Consider the following 17004-nt stretch of genomic DNA (forward strand, 5'->3'; position numbering starts at 1 on the left):
CATCTGCTCCACGGTCAACCCGCGGATCACCGGACGCAGTTGGCTCGTCCCGGGAGGACGTTATGAAGCATCGCGGCAGACACCGCCGGCGCAGACGGGGCAGGGCCCTGCGGGCGGCGCTGGCCGGAACCGCCCTCGGGCTGACCGCCGCCGCCACCATGATCAGCGCCTCGCAGGCCACCGACGCCGACGACCCCGGGGCGCTGAAGCCGCTGACCGCGTCCACGGAGACCGCGCCGCTGCGGCTGACCGAGCAGGGTGTCCCGGGCGACGCACTCGACCGCCTCGCCGGCGAGATGGGCCGGCCCGTCGGCGTCGGTGCCGTGCTCGCCGACCCCGACGGCTCCCTGCGGGACGCGCGGGACTGTTCGGACGACGAACGGCGGGCGCTGCCCGTCGAACCCGCCGCGACGAAGGCGTACTGCTGGCCGGGCGGCGACACCGAAGGCTGGCGGGCCGGCGCGGTCACGACGTCCGGGGACGCGGACGAGGACGGCCGCTGGGGCGAGCACCGCGTGATCCTCTCCGGGTGGAGCAGGACCACGGGACCGGCGGCGGAGCAAGGGCTCGCGCGGGTCGCCTTCGTGGACGCCGACGACTCCCGCGCGCCGCACTACACCTGGGCGCTGCTGGCCGTTCCGGTGGACGACGGCCGCGACTACCGCGGGCTGGGCTCCGACGTGACCGGCATGGTCTGGTACCAGGACAAGCTGCTGGTGACCACGGGCCGGGGCGAGGGCGGCGCGCTGTACGTGTACGACCTGGACCGGGTGCAGCGGGCCACCGTGGAGGGCACGTCGGTGGGCAGGGTGCCCGGCGGCTGGTCGGCGGCCGGCGCCCGGTACGTCCTGCCGGCGGTCGCCTCCTACCGGACGAGCCGTGCGGACGCCCCGCAGCCGGGCGGTATCTCCCTGGACCGCAGCACCGCGCCGGACAGCCTGGTCGCACACGAGGCGAGACCCGCCGAGGAGGACGGGCCGACCCGGCTGTGGCGGTATGCGTTCAGCACGGAGCCGGGGCGTGCCGGACTGCTGGACACGGACCCGGTCGCGGTGTACGAGACCGAGCTGACCCATGTGCGCAGCGTGCTGTCGTACCGGTCGGGCTGGTATCTGGGCCGGATGACCGGCACCCCGGACGAGCGGGGCACGCTGTGGCGGCAGGACACGAACGGGGCCCTGCCCACCCGCTGCGGCGCGGACGAGACGCACCGCTGCTGGAGCGGCGAGGCGACGTCCCTGTCGTACTGGCAGGAGACCGGTGACGTGTGGTCGCAGTCCGGACGGATGCTGTTCGCGCTGCCGCTGGCGTCGGTCGACCGGTCCCTCGACCGTTAGGGGCCTGGCGTTCGGATCAGACGTTCGGATCAGGCGTTCGACAGGAACGCGTACCGGATGGTTCCCTTTCGGACATGACGACCATCTCCGTGACCACCTGGTCCCTGGAGCAGACCGCGCCCACCGACCTCCGCCCGGCCGCCGTGCCCGAAGGAGACGTACGGGTGGTCCGCTCCGAGGTGCCCTCCCCCGAGTTCAGCCGTTTCCTGTACGCGTCCGTCGGCGGTGACATCCGCTGGACCGACCGGCTGGGCTGGACGTACGCGCAGTGGACGGAGCACCTGGACCGGCCCGGGGTGGAGACCTGGGTCGCCTACGACCGGGGGACACCGGCGGGGTACGTCGAACTGGAGGCGCAGCAGGACGGGGTCGTCGAGATCGTCTACTTCGGCCTCGTCGCCGCCTTCCGCGGGCGGCGCATCGGCGGACATCTGCTGTCCTGCGGCACGGCCCGCGCCTGGGACCTGGCGGACCGCTGGCCGGGGCTGAAGCCGACCACGCGGGTGTGGCTGCACACGTGCAGCAAGGACGGTGAGCACGCCATGGACAACTACCGGCGCCGGGGCTTCACCCTCTTCGACACCAAGGTCGAGGACGAGCCGGAGGTGCCGACGCCGGGTCCGTGGCCGGGGGCCTACCCGGCCTGACCAGCACCGACAAGACCGCGCGCGGCTCTTGTGACCAAGGACACCCTTGTCTCCCATTCCGAGACAAGGGTGTCCACATTTCGGATAACGGTGGACTGTGTCCAAGCGGCCGTGCCAGGCTTCCGCCATGCCTGGAACTGGAATCGCCTTGGTGAGTCGGCGGCACGTCGACCTCGGCCGCATGTCCAGCGCCATCTGTCCGGCGCGCTGAGAGCACCCAGCACCGCCCGACATCTCTTCCTCGCCTCATTCCCCGCGCAATGACGCGCACTTGAATCCGTGCGCACGTATGCGCAGGTCAGAGCCGCATTTTCGCCTGTCCCGAAGGACGTATCAGACATGGCCGCCACCCCGCAGAAGACTGCCGCCGCGACTCCCCGCCGCAAGGTGAGCCGTCACCGCGGAGAGGGACAGTGGGCCGTGGGGCACCTGACCCCGCTCAACGGCAACGAGCAGCTCAAGAAGGACGACGACGGTCTCAATGTGCGGACACGCATTGAGACGATCTACTCCAAGCGGGGTTTCGACTCCATCGACCCCAACGACCTGCGCGGACGCTTCCGTTGGTGGGGTCTGTACACGCAGCGCCGTCCCGGGATCGACGGCGGGCGCACCGGTTTCCTGGAGCCGGAGGAGCTCGAGGACAAGTACTTCATGATGCGCGTGCGCATCACCGGCGGCCGGCTCACCACCGAGCAGCTGCGGGTGATCGGTGAGGTCGCCGAGACCTACGCGCGCGGCACCGCCGACATCACCGACCGGCAGAACATCCAGTTCCACTGGGTGCGCATCGAGGACGTGCCCGCCATCTGGGAGCGCCTGGAGGCGGTCGGCCTGTCCACCACCGAGGCGTGCGGCGACTGCCCGCGCGGCATGCTCGGCTCCCCGGTCGCCGGGGTCGCCGCCGACGAGATCATCGACGGCACGGCGGCACTGGACGAGATCGTCCGCCGCTACATCGGCGACCCGCGCTTCTCCAACCTGCCGCGCAAGTACAAGACGGCCGTCTCGGGATCCCCGCTCCTCGACGTCGCCCACGAGATCAACGACATCTCCTTCGTCGGCGTGGTCCACCCCGAGCACGGCCCCGGCTTCGACCTGTGGGTCGGCGGCGGTCTGTCCACCAACCCCAAGTTCGGTGTGCGCCTGGGCGCCTGGGTGCCCGAGGCGGACGTGCCGGACGTCTGGGAGGCCGTGACCTCCGTCTTCCGTGACTACGGCTACCGCCGGCTGCGCAACCGCGCCCGGCTGAAGTTCCTGGTCGCCGACTGGGGCCCGGAGAAGTTCCGCCAGGTCGTGGAGGACGAGTACCTGGGCCGCAAGCTGATCGACGGCCCCGCCGTCGAGATGCCGGCGCAGGCGTGGCGCGACCACATCGGCGTGCACCCCCAGAAGGACGGCCGCTTCTACGTCGGGTTCGCCCCGCGCGTGGGCCGCATGGACGGCTCGCTGCTCACCAAGGTCGCCGAACTGGCGGAGAACCACGGCTCGGGCCGCGTCTCCACCACCGTCGAACAGAAGATGATCATCCTCGATGTGCCGGCCGACCGGGTCGACTCGCTGGTCGACGGCCTGGAGGCGCTGGACCTTAGGGTCAGCCCCTCCCCGTTCCGCCGCGGCACGATGGCCTGCACGGGCATCGAGTTCTGCAAGCTCGCCATCGTCGAGACCAAGGAGCGCGGCAGCGACCTCATCGACGAACTCGAGCGCCGGCTCCCCGACTTCGACGAGCCGCTCACCATCAACATCAACGGCTGCCCCAACGCCTGCGCCCGTATCCAGACCGCGGACATCGGTCTCAAGGGCCAGCTGGTCACCGATGCCGAGGGCAACCAGGTCGGCGGCTACCAGGTGCACCTGGGCGGCGCGCTCGGCCTTGAGCCGTCCTTCGGGCGCAAGGTCCGCGGTCTGAAGGTGACCTCCGACGAGCTGCCCGACTACATCGAACGGGTCGTCAAGCGCTTCCAGGCGGAGCGCGAGGACGGCGAGCGGTTCGCGGCCTGGGTCGGCCGCGCCACGGAAGAGGCGCTGTCGTGAGCGAGCGTGCCGCGCCGTTCCACTGCCCCTACTGCGGCGACGAGGACCTGCGCCCCGGCGAGCAGGGCCACGGCGCCTGGGAATGCGGCGCGTGCAACCGGGCCTTTCAGCTGAAGTTCCTCGGACTGCTCGCCCGAGGGCTCGAGCGATCCGACACGGGAGGGGACCGGACATGACGGCCGTACAGGAAGAGCGCGCCACCGCCGACTTGAAGGCGCTGGCCGAGCAGGCGGGCCGCGACCTGGAGGACGCCTCCGCGCCGGAGATCCTGCGGTGGGCCGCCGAGACCTTCGGCAACCGCTTCTGCGTGACCTCCTCCATGGAGGACGCGGTGGTCGCCCACCTCGCCTCCCGCGCCCTGCCCGGCGTGGACGTGGTGTTCCTCGACACCGGCTACCACTTCCCGGAGACCATCGGCACCCGGGACGCGGTCGAGGCCGTGATGGACGTCAACCTCATCACGCTGACCCCGCGGCAGACGGTCGCCGAACAGGACGCGGAGTACGGCCCGAAGCTGCACGACCGCGACCCCGACCTGTGCTGCGCACTGCGCAAGGTGCGGCCGCTGGAGGAGGGTCTGAAGAACTATCTGGCCTGGGCGACCGGCCTGCGCCGCGACGAGTCCCCGACCCGGGCGAACACCCCGGTGGTCGGCTGGGACGAGAAGCGGCAGAAGGTGAAGATCTCCCCCATCGCCCGGTGGTCACAGGAAGATGTGGCAGCCTACGTCGCCGAGCACGGCGTCCTCACCAATCCGCTGCTGATGGACGGCTACGCCTCCGTGGGCTGCGCGCCCTGCACCCGCCGGGTGCTTCAGGGCGAGGACGCGCGCGCCGGCCGGTGGGCGGGCCGCTCCAAGACCGAGTGCGGGCTGCACGGCTGACCATGACCGCGCCTTCGACGAACCAGGAGAACCACGTGACGACCGGAGCCACCGTCTGGCTCACGGGTCTGCCGAGCGCCGGCAAGACCACCATCGCCCACGAGCTGGCCGCCCGGCTGCGCGAGCAGGGCCGGCGGGTCGAGGTGCTCGACGGCGACGAGATCCGCGAGTTCATCTCGGCGGGTCTGGGCTTCAGCCGCGAGGACCGGCACACCAACGTGCAGCGCATCGGCTTCGTCGCCGAACTGCTCGCCCGCAACGGCGTCACCGCGCTGGTGCCGGTGATCGCGCCGTACGCCGACAGCCGGGACGCGGTCCGCAAGCGGCACGCGGCGAACGGCACACCGTACGTCGAGGTCCATGTGGCGACGCCGGTCGAGGTGTGCTCGGAACGCGATGTGAAGGGTCTGTACGCCAAGCAGGCCGCGGGTGAACTCACCGGGCTCACCGGAGTGGACGACCCGTACGAGGAACCCGAGACGCCCGATCTGCGCATCGAGTCGCAGAACCAGACCGTGCAGGAGTCCGCGGCGTCGGTGTACGCCCTGCTCAGCGAAAGGGGACTGGCATGAGAGCCGTCGCCACTGTCGAGGAGGGCACGGCCAGTCCGTACGCCCTCTCGCACCTGGACGCCCTCGAGTCCGAGGCGGTGCACATCTTCCGTGAGGTGGCGGGCGAGTTCGAGAAGCCGGTGATCCTGTTCTCCGGCGGCAAGGACTCCATCCTCATGCTGCACCTGGCGCTGAAGGCGTTCGCCCCGGCGGCGGTCCCCTTCTCACTGCTGCACGTGGACACCGGGCACAACTTCCCGGAGGTCCTCGACTACCGCGACCGCACCGTCGCCCGGCACGGGCTGCGGCTGCACGTCGCCTCCGTGCAGGACTACATCGACCGCGGGGTGCTCAAGGAGCGTCCCGACGGCACCCGCAACCCGCTGCAGACCCTGCCGCTCACCGAGAAGATCCAGAGCGAGAAGTTCGACGCCGTGTTCGGCGGCGGACGCCGGGACGAGGAGAAGGCCCGCGCGAAGGAGCGGGTGTTCTCGCTGCGCGACGAGTTCTCCCAGTGGGACCCGCGCCGTCAGCGCCCCGAGCTGTGGAACCTGTACAACGGCCGGCACGCCCCCGGTGAGCACGTCCGCGTGTTCCCGCTGTCCAACTGGACCGAGCTGGACGTGTGGCAGTACATCGCCCGCGAGGGCATCGAACTGCCGCAGATCTACTACGCGCACGAGCGCGAGGTGTTCCGCCGCTCCAACATGTGGCTGACCGCCGGTGAGTGGGGCGGCCCGAAGGACGGCGAGACGGTCGAGAAGCGGCTGGTGCGCTACCGGACCGTGGGCGACATGTCCTGCACCGGCGCGGTGGACTCCGACGCCGACACCATCGAGAAGGTGATCACCGAGATCGCCGCCTCCCGGCTCACCGAGCGCGGCGCCACCCGCGCCGACGACAGGCTCTCCGAGGCCGCGATGGAAGACCGCAAGCGCGAGGGGTACTTCTAGAGATGAGCACCATCACGACCGAGGAGCTCGCGGCCACCACGCTGCTGCGGTTCGCCACCGCGGGCTCCGTGGACGACGGCAAGTCCACCCTGGTGGGCCGGCTGCTGCACGACTCCAAGTCGGTTCTCACCGACCAACTGGAGGCCGTGGAGCGCGCGTCGGCGAGCCGGGGCCAGGACGCTCCCGACCTCGCGCTGCTCACCGACGGTCTGCGGGCCGAGCGGGAGCAGGGCATCACCATCGACGTGGCCTACCGCTACTTCGCCACGCCCCGGCGCCGGTTCATCCTCGCCGACACCCCCGGCCATGTGCAGTACACGCGGAACATGGTCACCGGCGCCTCCACGGCCGAACTGACGGTGATCCTCGTCGACGCCCGCAACGGTGTGGTCGAGCAGACCCGGCGGCACGCCGCCATCGCCGCGCTGCTGCGCGTCCCGCACGTGGTCCTCGCCGTCAACAAGATGGACCTGGTCGACTACCGGGAGTCCGTGTTCGCGGGCATCGCCGAGGAGTTCACGGCGTACGCGACCGAGCTGGGCGTCCCCGAGGTGACCGCGATCCCGATCTCGGCGCTGGTCGGCGACAACGTGGTGGAGCCGTCCGCCCACATGGACTGGTACGGCGGCCCGACGGTGCTGGAGCACCTGGAGACCGTCCCGGTCAGCCACGACCTGGCGCACTGCCACGCCCGGCTGCCCGTGCAGTACGTGATCCGGCCGCAGAGCACCGAGCACCCGGACTACCGGGGGTACGCCGGCCAGATCGCGGCGGGCACCTTCCGGGTGGGTGACCCGGTGACCGTGCTCCCGTCCGGCCGCACGACGACGGTGACGGGGATCGACCTGCTGGGCAAGCCGGTCGACATCGCCTGGACTCCGCAGTCGGTGACGCTGCTGCTGGCCGACGACATCGACATCTCCCGCGGTGACCTGATCGTCCCCAGCAAGGACGCGCCGGCCACCTCGCAGGACGTCGAGGCCACCGTGTGCCATGTCGCCGACCAGCCGCTGACCGTGGGCCACCGCGTGCTGCTCAAGCACGGCACGCGCACGGTCAAGGCGATCGTGAAGGACATCCCGTCCCGGCTGACGCTGGACGACCTGTCCCTGCACCCGCACCCCGGCACGCTCGGCGCCAACGACATCGGCCGGGTGAAGATCCGTACCGCCGAACCGCTGCCCGCCGACTCCTACGCGGACTCGCGGCGCACCGGCTCGTTCATCCTCATCGACCCCAGCGACGGCACGACGCTGACCGCCGGCATGGTCGGTGAGTCCTTCGCCGCGCCGGAGCCCGTCAAGGACGGGACCGAGGACGACGGATGGGACTTCTGAGCATGAACTCCCATGAGTCGCGCGCCGGATCCCCCACCGACTTCTACTCGGAGTTCGCGAAGGAGGGCGGCCGGGTCGGCAGCGGTGCTCTCGGCTGGGGGTCCCCCCGGACGAAGTCTGGGGGAGGGCAGGGCGGGGTGGAGCGATGTGTGCGATGACGTACGCGCACCGCTCGCGCGCCCTCACGCCCCACCGCCGTAGACGAAAACCCGCCGACTTCCCGGCCGCGACCTGAGAACGTGACCGCCGGGCCTCCGAGAGGACAGCCTCCCGTGCCTGCCCCATCAGCTCTTCGCCGCACCCTCGCGGTGATGGCCGTGCTTCTGCTGCTCACCCTGGCCGGGTGCGGCTACGGCTCCCAGGCGAAGGACGACGGCGCCGCGAAGGTCGCCGCGGGCGCGGAGAGGACCGACGGTCTCGACTCCGTCAGGATCGGGTACTTCGGCAACCTCACCCACGGGACCGCGCTGGTGGCCAACAGGAAGGGCTTCTTCCAGAAGGAGCTCGGCGGTACGGAGGCGAAGTACGCCGTCTTCAACGCGGGGCCGTCGGAGATCGAGGCCCTCAACTCGGGTTCCCTCGACATCGGTTTCATCGGCCCGTCGCCGGCCGTCAACGGCTACGCCCGGTCGAACGGCAAGAACCTGCGGATCGTCGGCGGTTCGGCGTCCGGCGGGGTGAAACTGGTGGTGAACCCGGACCGGGTGAAGTCGCTGAAGGACGTCGAGGGCAAGCGGATCGCGACCCCGCAACTCGGCAACACCCAGGACGTCGCGTTCCTCAACTGGGCGGCCGAGCAGGGCTGGAAGGTCGACGCGCAGAGCGGCAAGGGCGATGTCACGGTCGTCCGCAGCGACAACAAGGTCACCCCCGACGCGTTCCGGGCGGGGTCGGTCGACGGCGCCTGGGTGCCGGAGCCGACCGCCTCGAGGCTGGTCGCCGAGGGCGGCAAGGTGCTGCTGGACGAGACGTCCCTGTGGCCGGACGGGAAGTTCGTGATCACGAACGTGATCGTGCGCCAGGAGTTCCTCGACGAGCACCCGAAGGCGGTCGAGGCGGTGCTGCGGGCCTCCGTCGAGGCGAACGAGTGGATCAACGCCCACCGTGACGAGGCGAAGACGGTCGCCAACGAGCAGCTGGAGACCGACTCCGGGAAGGCGCTGCCCGCCGAGGTGCTCGACCCGGCGTGGGAGTCCATCCGGTTCACCGACGACCCGCTGGCGTCGACGCTCGACGCCCAGGCGGACCACTCGGTCGAGGCGGGCCTGCTGGAGCAGCCGGACCTGACCGGCATCTATGACCTCAGGCTGCTCAACAAGGTCCTCGAGGCGGCCGGCAGACCCGCCGTCGACGACGCCGGACTCGGCGCCGAATAAGCCCGCATCACGAAGAGTTCCCAGGAGGTGACGACCATGGCCACGACCCTTGCCAAGGCCGCCGACGGCGTCGGGACGGCCACGCACGCCGCCCGGATCGAGCATGTCTCGAAGTCGTTCACGGGCCCGGCCGGGCAGCAGCTCGTGCTGGACGACATCACGCTCGATGTAGCGCCCGGTGAGTTCGTCACCCTGCTGGGTGCGTCGGGGTGCGGCAAGTCGACGCTGCTGAACCTGGTCGCGGGCCTGGACCGGCCCACGGCCGGCGCGATCAGCACGGACGGGCGGCCCGCCCTGATGTTCCAGGAGCACGCTCTCTTCCCGTGGCTGACCGCGGGCAAGAACATCGAACTCGCCCTGAAGCTGCGGGGGGTGCCGAAGAACGAGCGGCGCGGTCGGGCCGAGGAGCTGCTGGAGCTCGTCCGGCTGAAGGGCGCCCACGGCAAGCGGGTGCACGAGCTGTCCGGCGGGATGCGGCAGCGGGTGGCGCTGGCCCGGGCGCTCGCCCAGGAGAGCAAACTGCTGCTGATGGACGAGCCGTTCGCGGCCCTGGACGCCATCACCCGGGACGTGCTGCACGACGAGCTGACCCGGATCTGGCGCGAGACACGTCTGTCGGTCCTCTTCGTCACGCACAACGTGCGCGAAGCGGTCCGGCTCGCGGAGCGGGTGGTGCTGCTGTCCTCCCGTCCGGGCCGGATCGCCCGTGAGTGGACGGTCGGCATCCCGCATCCGCGCCGTATCGAGGACACCGCCGTGGCGGAACTGTCCGTCGAGATCACCGAAGAACTCCGTGGGGAGATCCGCCGTCATGGCCAGCACTGAGACGACCGCGAAGGACAGGGACGGGGGCGACCTCGCCGGTCTGGAGGCGGGCCTCGACGCACTGGAGACGGTGCAGACCGGCCGCACGCCGTTCCGGCAGACCCTCACCCAGAAGATCCTGCCGCCGCTCGTCGCCGTGGCGCTGGTGCTGGCCGTGTGGCAGGCCCTGGTCTCCTTCAAGATCGTCGACGATCCGACCAAGCTGCCCTCGCCGGGCGCGGTGTGGCACGTCCTGCGCGAGGCGTGGCTCCAGGGCGAACTGCTCGGCTACATCTGGACCAGCGTCTCGCGCGGTCTGCTCGGCTTCTTCTTCGCGCTCCTGATCGGCACCCCGCTGGGACTGCTGGTGGCGCGCGTGAAGGTGGTGCGCGCGGCGATCGGACCGATCCTGTCCGGTCTGCAGTCGCTGCCGTCGGTGGCGTGGGTGCCGCCGGCGGTGATCTGGCTGGGCCTGAACAACTCGATGATGTACGCGGTGATCCTGCTCGGCGCGGTCCCCTCGATCGCCAACGGCCTGGTCTCCGGCGTCTCCCAGGTGCCGCCGCTCTTCCTGCGGGCGGGGCGCACCCTGGGCGCGACGGGGCTGAAGGGCACCTGGCACATCGTGCTGCCGGCCGCGCTGCCCGGCTATGTGGCGGGGCTGAAGCAGGGCTGGGCGTTCTCCTGGCGCTCGCTGATGGCGGCGGAGATCATCGCGTCCTTCCCCGACCTCGGCATCGGCCTCGGCCAGCTGCTGGAGAACGGCCGCAACGCCAGCGACATGGCCATGGTCTTCGAGGCCATCCTGCTGATCCTGACCGTCGGTATCGCCATCGACCTGCTGATCTTCAGTCCGCTGGAGCGGTGGGTGCTGCGCAGCCGCGGTCTGCTGGTGAAGGGCTGAGGCACCCCATGAACCGTCCGGTACTTCTCGTCGTCGCCCACGGCAGCCGCGATCCCCGGCACGCCGCGACCGTGCACGACCTGGTGCGGCGGGTGCGGTCGCTGCGGCCAGGACTGCGGGTGGAGACCGGGTTCCTGGACTTCAACATCCCCTCGGTGAAAGGGGTGCTGGAGTCCCTGGACGCGGAGGGCGTCCGCGAGGTGGTCGCCCTCCCGCTGCTGCTGACCCGGGCCTTCCACGCCAAGGCCGACATCCCGGCGGTGCTGGCCGAGGCCCCGCCGCGGCTGCGGATCCGCCAGGCCGAGGTGCTGGGCCCGTCCCCGCTGCTGCTGACGGCCCTGGAGCGGCGGCTGCACGAGGCGGGCCTGACGCCCGCCGACAAGTCCTCGACCGGGGTCGTGCTGGCCTCGGCGGGGTCCTCCGACCCGGAGGCGATCGCAGTGATCGCAGAAATCGCGCGGGAGTGGCGGCACACCGGTTGGTGCGCCGTGCGGCCTGCGTTCGCCTCCGCATCACTCCCCCGCACCGAGGACGCGGTCCGCGAACTGCGGGCGCTGGGCTGTGCGCGCGTCGCCGTGGCGCCCTACGTCCTCGCCCCCGGCTTCCTCCCGGACCGTATCGCCCGGGGCGCGGCGGAGGCGGACGTCCTGGCGGACGTGCTGGGTCCCGCGCCGGAGGTGGCGCGGGTGCTGCTGGAGCGGTACGAACAGGCGCGGGTGCCGCGGCTGGCCGCGGTCGGCGCCTGACCTGTCCGCTCAGCCGAAGCTCAGGCCGCCGGTCCTGGTCCGCTTCAGTTCGAAGAAGTCCGGGTCGCGGGCCAGTACCCGGAAGCTGTCGAAGAGTTCGGCCGCCCGCTCGCCCCGGGGAACGGCTCGCAGCACGGGTCCGAACCACACCGTTTGGTCGACATGGAGGGTGGGCGTCCCCACGTAGGCGCCCGTCTCCGCTTCGGCGCCCGCCTCGTGGCTGCGGCGCACGGCGTCGTCGTACGCCGGGTCGTGCGCGGCGGCGGCCAGGTCCGCGGGCAGGCCGAGTTCACCGAGGGACTCGGCGATCACGGTGTCGAAGTCCTCGACACCGCGCTCGTGGATGCGGGTGCCGAGGGTGGTGTAGAGGTCGCGCAGCACCTTCTCGCCGTGCCGTTCGGCGGCGGCCACCGCCACCCGCACCGGGCCCAGGGAGCGGTCGACCAGGTCCCGGTACCAGTCGGGCAGCTCGTTGCCGGTGTTGTGCAGGTAGAGGCTCATCACGCGGAAGCGCAGATCGAGGGGGCGGTGCCGCTCGACCTCGAGCAGCCAGCGGGAGGTGATCCAGGCGAAGGGACAGGCGGGGTCGAAGAAGCAGTCGACGCGGGTGGGCGATCCATGGCTCATACCGTCGACCGTAGGCGCGGCGGGGCCCGGTGACGTGGTCCACTTCGCGGCGCCGCCACTGGTCCACTTCCCCGCCGTGCCACGGGTCCCGTCCCGGTCGGCGCCAGGTCAGTCCCGGGTGAGCTCCACGAGTTTCGTCACCGTGTTCCAGTTGCGGCTGGTGGCGACGACGCCCTTGTTGATGCGCGGCTTGGACAGGTGCTCGGCGAGTTTGGAGCGGCCCAGCCCGTTCGGGGCGTACAGGTAGAGCACACGGTCGCCGAGGCGGAACTCCTCGGGGAGGTAGGCGGCCGGATCGATCTCGGCGAAGCGCTCGGCCGTGACGGGCCCGGAGAAGTAGGTGACGTGGAGCTGCTTGGGCTCCAGTGTGCCGGCCGGGAACGGGCAGGCGTCGGCGACCGCCTTCAGATAGGCGTGGTCGCGCACGATCACGTCGACGGCGAAGCCGAAGTGCCGCTCGATCGCCGCGGCCAACACGGCGGCCAGTGACTCCTCGTCGCCGGGCCCGGAGGTGAACACCGCCTGGCCGCTCTGCAGATGGGTGCGCACGTCCTCGTGACCGAGGCCCTCGATGAGCGTGCGGAGTTCGGCCATCGGGACTTTCCTGCTGCCGCCCACGTTGATCCCGCGCAGCAGCGCCGCGTATCTCGTCGCCATGGGCACAGCGTAGAGAAGCCGTCGTGCCCCGTGGGGGTGGGCACGACGGCTGGGTCCGCGTGGGGCGGACTGCGCGAAAGACTGGCCGACCGGTGGGTGCGGGATCAACCACTACACGCGCCTGTGATTTATTCAACAAGGTTGCGGAAACGCGTGCGGCGCCCCCGCAACCCTGATCATCGTCCCCCACCTCTCCGGGTCCGTGTAGGGGGCCACTGTCCTCCTCAGTGGGGAGGAGGTGGACGCCGATGGGATGAGGACGGTCCTTCGAGCTTCACCGGTCAGCACGACGAGACGCGCTTACGCGGCCCATACCTTCGAAAACGTCAGGTGGCGGCAGGGGGTCGCTGCCGAGCACGAGGGAGCGAGCCCGTCATGGGGAACGGAGATTCGCGGGTACGGGGCCTCGCCGCCCGGGCCGGCGGCTGGAGCGCCCGGCACCGCTGGGCGGCCGTCGGCATCTGGGTGCTGTTCGTGGTGCTGGCGATGGGACTCGGTTCGGCCGCCGGCCGGGTCGACGTCGGCAACAGCGACCAGCTCAAGGGAGAGACCAGCACCGCCGCCCGCATCATCGAGGACGCCGGCATCGAGGAACCCGCCGGTGAGACCGTGCTCGTCCAGGCGAAGGACGAGGGCCTGACGGCCACGGACGAGGAGTTCCGGGCGGCGGTCACCGCGGTCGTCGCGGCGGTGGAGGAGACCGGCGAGGTCACCGCTGTCACCTCGCCGTACGAGAGCGACACCATCTCGGAGGACGGGCGCAGCGCGCTGGTCCAGTTCGACATGCGGGGCGACTCCGACACCGCCGGTGAGCGGGTCGAACCGGTGCTGAAGGCCGTGGAGGACGTCCAGCGGGACCACGGCTCGCTGCGGATCGAGGAGATCGGCGGCGCCAGCATGATGAAGACCTTCGGCGACGCGTTCGGCGACGACTTCAAGAAGGCCGAGTACTCCGCGGTGCCGGTGGCGTTCGGCATCCTGCTGATCGCGTTCGGCGCGCTGGTCGCGGCGCTGCTGCCGTTGGTTCTGGCACTCACCGCGATCATGGCGACGATGGGTCTGATGGGCCTGGTCAGCCATCTGCAGCCGATGAGCGATACCGCGAACTCGGTGATGCTGCTGGTCGGCCTGGCCGTCGGTGTCGACTACTGCCTGTTCTACCTGCGCCGCGAGCGCGAGGAGCGGGCGGCCGGACGGGACGCGCACACGGCGCTGCGGATCGCCGCCGCCACCAGCGGCCGGGCGATCGTCGTCTCCGGTGTCACGGTGTGTGTCGCGATGGCGGGCATGCTGTTCACCGGACTCGCGGAGTTCGAGGCGATGGGCCTGGCCTCGCTGATGGTCGTGGCGGTCGCCATGGTCGGTTCCGTCACCGTGCTGCCCGCGCTCCTGTCGCTGCTGGGCGAGCGGGTCGAGAAGGGCCGTGTGCCGTTCCTGCGCAGGCGCCGCACGAACGGCAGCACGGACAGCCGCTTCTGGACGGCCGTACTGAAGCGGGTGCTCGCCAAGCCGGTGCTTGCCGTCGTCGTGGCCACCGGTGCGCTGCTCGCCGTGGCCGCGCCCGCGGTCGGGATGAAGACGCAGAACCTCACGCTGGACCAGGAGTTCGGGGACTCGCTGCCGATCGTGCAGACCTACAACCGGGTCAACGAGGCGTTCCCGGGCGGCTCCGAGCCGGCGGAGGTGGTCGTCAGGGCCGACGACATCAACGCGCCGGAGGTCAAGGCCGCGCTCGCCGACTTCCGTGAGCAGGCGGTTGATTCGGGCGCCTCGCAAGGCCCGGTCGAGATCAAGGTGCACGACCGGGAGAACGTCGCCTTCGTCTACGTGCCGTTGGTCGGCGGCTCCGACCAGGACAAGGCGGGCGCGAGCCTGGAGAAGCTGCGCGACGAGGTACGGCCGGCCACGCTCGGCGAGGTCGACGGCGTCGAGGCGCCGATCACCGGGCAGATCGCCGGCTCCAAGGACTTCAACGACCAGCTGGTGGGTGCCGTCGTCCCGGTCTTCGCCTTCGTGGTGGTCTTCGCCTTCCTGCTGATGCTGCTGTCGTTCCGCTCGCTGACGGTCGCGATCACCTCGATCGTGCTGAACCTGCTGTCGGTGGGCGCCGCATACGGCATCCTCGTGGCGGTCTTCCAGCACGGCTGGGGCGCGTCCCTGGTGGGCGCGGAGGGCGTCGGCGCGATCATCACCTGGCTGCCGCTGTTCCTCTTCGTGATCCTGTTCGGCCTGTCGATGGACTACCACGTGTTCGTGGTCTCCCGGATCCGCGAGGCACGGCTGCGGGGCCGCACGACGCGGGACGCGATCCAGCACGGTGTGGTCACCACGGCCGGTGTCGTCACCAGCGCCGCGGTCATCATGGTGGCCGTGTTCGCGATCTTCGGGACGCTGTCCATGCAGTCCATGAAGCAGATGGGCGTCGGCCTCGCGGCGGCGGTGCTCATCGACGCGACGATCATCCGGGGTGTGCTGCTCCCGGCGGTGATGGCGCTGCTCGGCGAGCGCAACTGGTATCTGCCGAAGTGGCTGCACCGGATGCCGGACCTGACCCACGACGAGTCGCCGGAGGCGGTGGCGGGGCCGGTGACGCGGGACGACAAGGACGAGCGGGTGCCGGTGTGATCCGGTAGACGCGTTGCGAGAAGGGCCCGGCGATGCTCCCGGGCCCTTCCTCGTGCGCAGGGGCGGAGGTCGCGCCGCCCGGCGCTTCCGGGGTGCCGCCGCGCCCACCCTCCCCCGTGAGGTACCCCCATCGCCCTGGGGATACCTCCCAGGCCCTTTCGGGCACGGGTGGGTGTGGCCGCGCTAGGGCAGTTCCGCCTCGATGAGGTCGGCCGCCCTGTGGGTGCCGCCCTCATCCGCCATCTCGGACTGGATGTCCTTCAGCCGGCGGGCGACCTCCGGGTCGTCGACGAGGGCGAGGGCCGCCGCCCGCAGCACCTCGGCGTTCGCCTCGCCGGCGGGGACGTGCCGGGCCACACCGAGCGTCTGGAGCATGTCCGCGTTCCCGAACTGGTCCACCGCCTGCGGTACGGCGATCATCGGCGTGGCCGTGGCCAGCCCTTCCTGGCTGCCGCCGGCCCCCGCGTGGGTGACGAACAGGTCGGCCTGCCGGAGCACCGCGAGCTGCGGCACCCAGTCCCGCACCTCCACGTTCTCCGGTACGTCCCCCAGCTCCAAGGGGTCGACGTGCTTGCCGATCTGGAGCACCAGATGCCAGCCGGGCAGGCCGGCGAACGCCTTGACGCACTCCCGGTAGAAGTCCGGCTGCTTGGTGAACGACGACCCGAGTGACACCAGGACGACCCTCTCGGCACCCGCGGGCCGCTGCCAGTCCCCCTCGGCGCCGCGTTCGCCCTGACAGGCACCGACGAAGGAGTGCACCCGTTCGTCGACCCGGTCGGCGTTGGGCTGGAGCGCCTTGGGGATGAGGACGATCGAGCGGGCGGGGCGGCCCACGAAGGGGTCCGGGTGCTCGGTGATCCCGTTCTCCTCCAGCCACGCGTGGAAGCGGGCGTAGTACGCCTGCCCCCGCTCGGTCTTCCGGGGCTCCTCCCACATCGGCTCGGCGACCTCCTGCTCGTACCCGTCCCAGGCGACGAGGTTGGGGGAGAGGGAGATCGCGGGCACCCCCCAGCGGTGGGCGAGCACGCGCGCCGGATAGGAGGTGATGTCGTGCAGGACGAGGTCGGGGGTGTCCCCCTCGTAGGCCTCGAGGAGCTGCGGGAGCGCCTGGATCGCGTCGTCCAGGAACGGCTCCACGTTGTCCAGCAGCGTGGAGCCCCAGGCCTCCGGGTCGTCGTCGGGGCCCGGGAGCGTGCTGTTCCACGGCTTGGGTTCGGCGCCCGTCCCGGCGACCTTCTCGGCGAAGAGGGGCGGGATGGCGTAGGTCACGCGGTGGCCGCGTGCCACGAGCTCGCGGATCACCTCGAGGCTCGGGTTCACGTGCCCGTGGGCGGCGATGGAGAACATGGCGATGTGAGCGGGACTGGTCATGTCGGGATCGTATGCGAGACGAGACGTCTCGTGCAATCTGTTTGTGATCACGATGCCGGCACCTCGTGCAGCCGCAGCCACCGCTCCGGCGCGGGGAGGCGTGCAGCGAGCCGCCGACTCCGGAGAAGCCCGGCGCAACGGGTTCT

17 protein-coding genes are annotated in these 17004 nt (G+C 70.9%); 14 read left to right on the forward strand and 3 right to left on the reverse strand.

Features of this window, described 5'->3' with window-relative positions:
* The first annotated feature begins 62 nt into the window (after positions 1–62).
* The 13 genes from ACZ44S_RS05865 (at position 63) to ACZ44S_RS05925 (ending at position 11575) form a co-directional block, all read left to right on the forward strand.
* Positions 63–1337, forward strand: coding sequence for a hypothetical protein (locus ACZ44S_RS05865; protein ID WP_466924875.1), 1275 nt, complete (start codon positions 63–65; stop codon positions 1335–1337).
* A gap of 74 nt (positions 1338–1411) precedes the next feature.
* A complete protein-coding gene (locus tag ACZ44S_RS05870; protein ID WP_190165874.1) occupies positions 1412–1984 on the forward strand; it encodes a GNAT family N-acetyltransferase in 573 nt (190 codons plus the stop codon).
* A 127-nt stretch (positions 1985–2111) separates the two neighbouring features.
* Entirely contained in the window at positions 2112–2195 is an 84-nt protein-coding gene (locus ACZ44S_RS05875) for a putative leader peptide (RefSeq protein ID WP_310887545.1), read from the forward strand.
* Positions 2196–2323: 128 nt separating this feature from the next.
* Entirely contained in the window at positions 2324–4021 is a 1698-nt protein-coding gene (locus ACZ44S_RS05880; RefSeq protein ID WP_466924877.1) for a nitrite/sulfite reductase, read from the forward strand.
* Positions 4018–4197 (forward strand): hypothetical protein, encoded by a 180-nt coding sequence (locus ACZ44S_RS05885; protein ID WP_149547040.1) that lies wholly within the window; start codon positions 4018–4020, stop codon positions 4195–4197. Before ACZ44S_RS05880 ends, ACZ44S_RS05885 begins: the two co-directional genes overlap by 4 nt.
* A complete protein-coding gene (locus ACZ44S_RS05890) occupies positions 4194–4904 on the forward strand; it encodes a phosphoadenylyl-sulfate reductase (protein WP_466924879.1) in 711 nt (236 codons plus the stop codon). The genes ACZ44S_RS05885 and ACZ44S_RS05890 overlap by 4 nt, the downstream gene beginning before the upstream one ends.
* A 35-nt stretch (positions 4905–4939) precedes the next feature.
* Positions 4940–5476 (forward strand): adenylyl-sulfate kinase, encoded by a 537-nt coding sequence (gene cysC, locus ACZ44S_RS05895; RefSeq protein WP_466924881.1) that lies wholly within the window; start codon positions 4940–4942, stop codon positions 5474–5476.
* Complete coding sequence (gene cysD, locus ACZ44S_RS05900; RefSeq protein WP_466924883.1) at positions 5473–6408, forward strand: sulfate adenylyltransferase subunit CysD; 936 nt, start codon at positions 5473–5475, stop codon at positions 6406–6408. The genes cysC and cysD overlap by 4 nt, the downstream gene beginning before the upstream one ends.
* A gap of 2 nt (positions 6409–6410) precedes the next feature.
* Positions 6411–7745 (forward strand): sulfate adenylyltransferase subunit 1, encoded by a 1335-nt coding sequence (locus ACZ44S_RS05905; RefSeq protein WP_466924886.1) that lies wholly within the window; start codon positions 6411–6413, stop codon positions 7743–7745.
* 272 nt (positions 7746–8017) lie between these two features.
* Positions 8018–9121 carry an aliphatic sulfonate ABC transporter substrate-binding protein gene (locus ACZ44S_RS05910; RefSeq protein WP_466924889.1) on the forward strand — a complete coding sequence of 368 codons (1104 nt, stop codon included), beginning with the start codon at positions 8018–8020 and terminating at the stop codon, positions 9119–9121.
* A gap of 36 nt (positions 9122–9157) precedes the next feature.
* Positions 9158–9946 (forward strand): ABC transporter ATP-binding protein, encoded by a 789-nt coding sequence (locus ACZ44S_RS05915; protein ID WP_466924891.1) that lies wholly within the window; start codon positions 9158–9160, stop codon positions 9944–9946.
* On the forward strand, positions 9933–10829 hold the full coding sequence (locus ACZ44S_RS05920; RefSeq protein ID WP_466924894.1) for an ABC transporter permease: 897 nt from the start codon (positions 9933–9935) through the stop codon (positions 10827–10829). The genes ACZ44S_RS05915 and ACZ44S_RS05920 overlap by 14 nt, the downstream gene beginning before the upstream one ends.
* Positions 10830–10837: 8 nt before the next feature.
* A complete protein-coding gene (locus ACZ44S_RS05925) occupies positions 10838–11575 on the forward strand; it encodes a sirohydrochlorin chelatase (protein WP_466924897.1) in 738 nt (245 codons plus the stop codon).
* A gap of 9 nt (positions 11576–11584) precedes the next feature.
* Here ACZ44S_RS05925 and ACZ44S_RS05930 read toward each other — a convergent pair whose 3' ends face one another.
* Positions 11585–12202 carry a mycothiol-dependent nitroreductase Rv2466c family protein gene (locus ACZ44S_RS05930; RefSeq protein WP_466924900.1) on the reverse strand — a complete coding sequence of 206 codons (618 nt, stop codon included), beginning with the start codon at positions 12200–12202 and terminating at the stop codon, positions 11585–11587.
* 108 nt (positions 12203–12310) lie between these two features.
* On the reverse strand, positions 12311–12859 hold the full coding sequence (locus tag ACZ44S_RS05935; RefSeq protein WP_466924902.1) for a DUF1697 domain-containing protein: 549 nt from the start codon (positions 12857–12859) through the stop codon (positions 12311–12313).
* Between the two features lie 375 nt (positions 12860–13234).
* On the opposite strand from ACZ44S_RS05935, the gene ACZ44S_RS05940 reads away from it, so the two are divergent.
* On the forward strand, positions 13235–15484 hold the full coding sequence (locus ACZ44S_RS05940; RefSeq protein ID WP_466924905.1) for an MMPL family transporter: 2250 nt from the start codon (positions 13235–13237) through the stop codon (positions 15482–15484).
* A 183-nt stretch (positions 15485–15667) separates the two neighbouring features.
* On the opposite strand, the gene mgt is transcribed toward ACZ44S_RS05940, so the two are convergent.
* On the reverse strand, positions 15668–16858 hold the full coding sequence (gene mgt, locus ACZ44S_RS05945) for a macrolide-inactivating glycosyltransferase (RefSeq protein WP_466924908.1): 1191 nt from the start codon (positions 16856–16858) through the stop codon (positions 15668–15670).
* Between the last annotated feature and the right edge of the window lie 146 nt (positions 16859–17004).

This window comes from Streptomyces malachitofuscus (assembly GCF_055571035.1).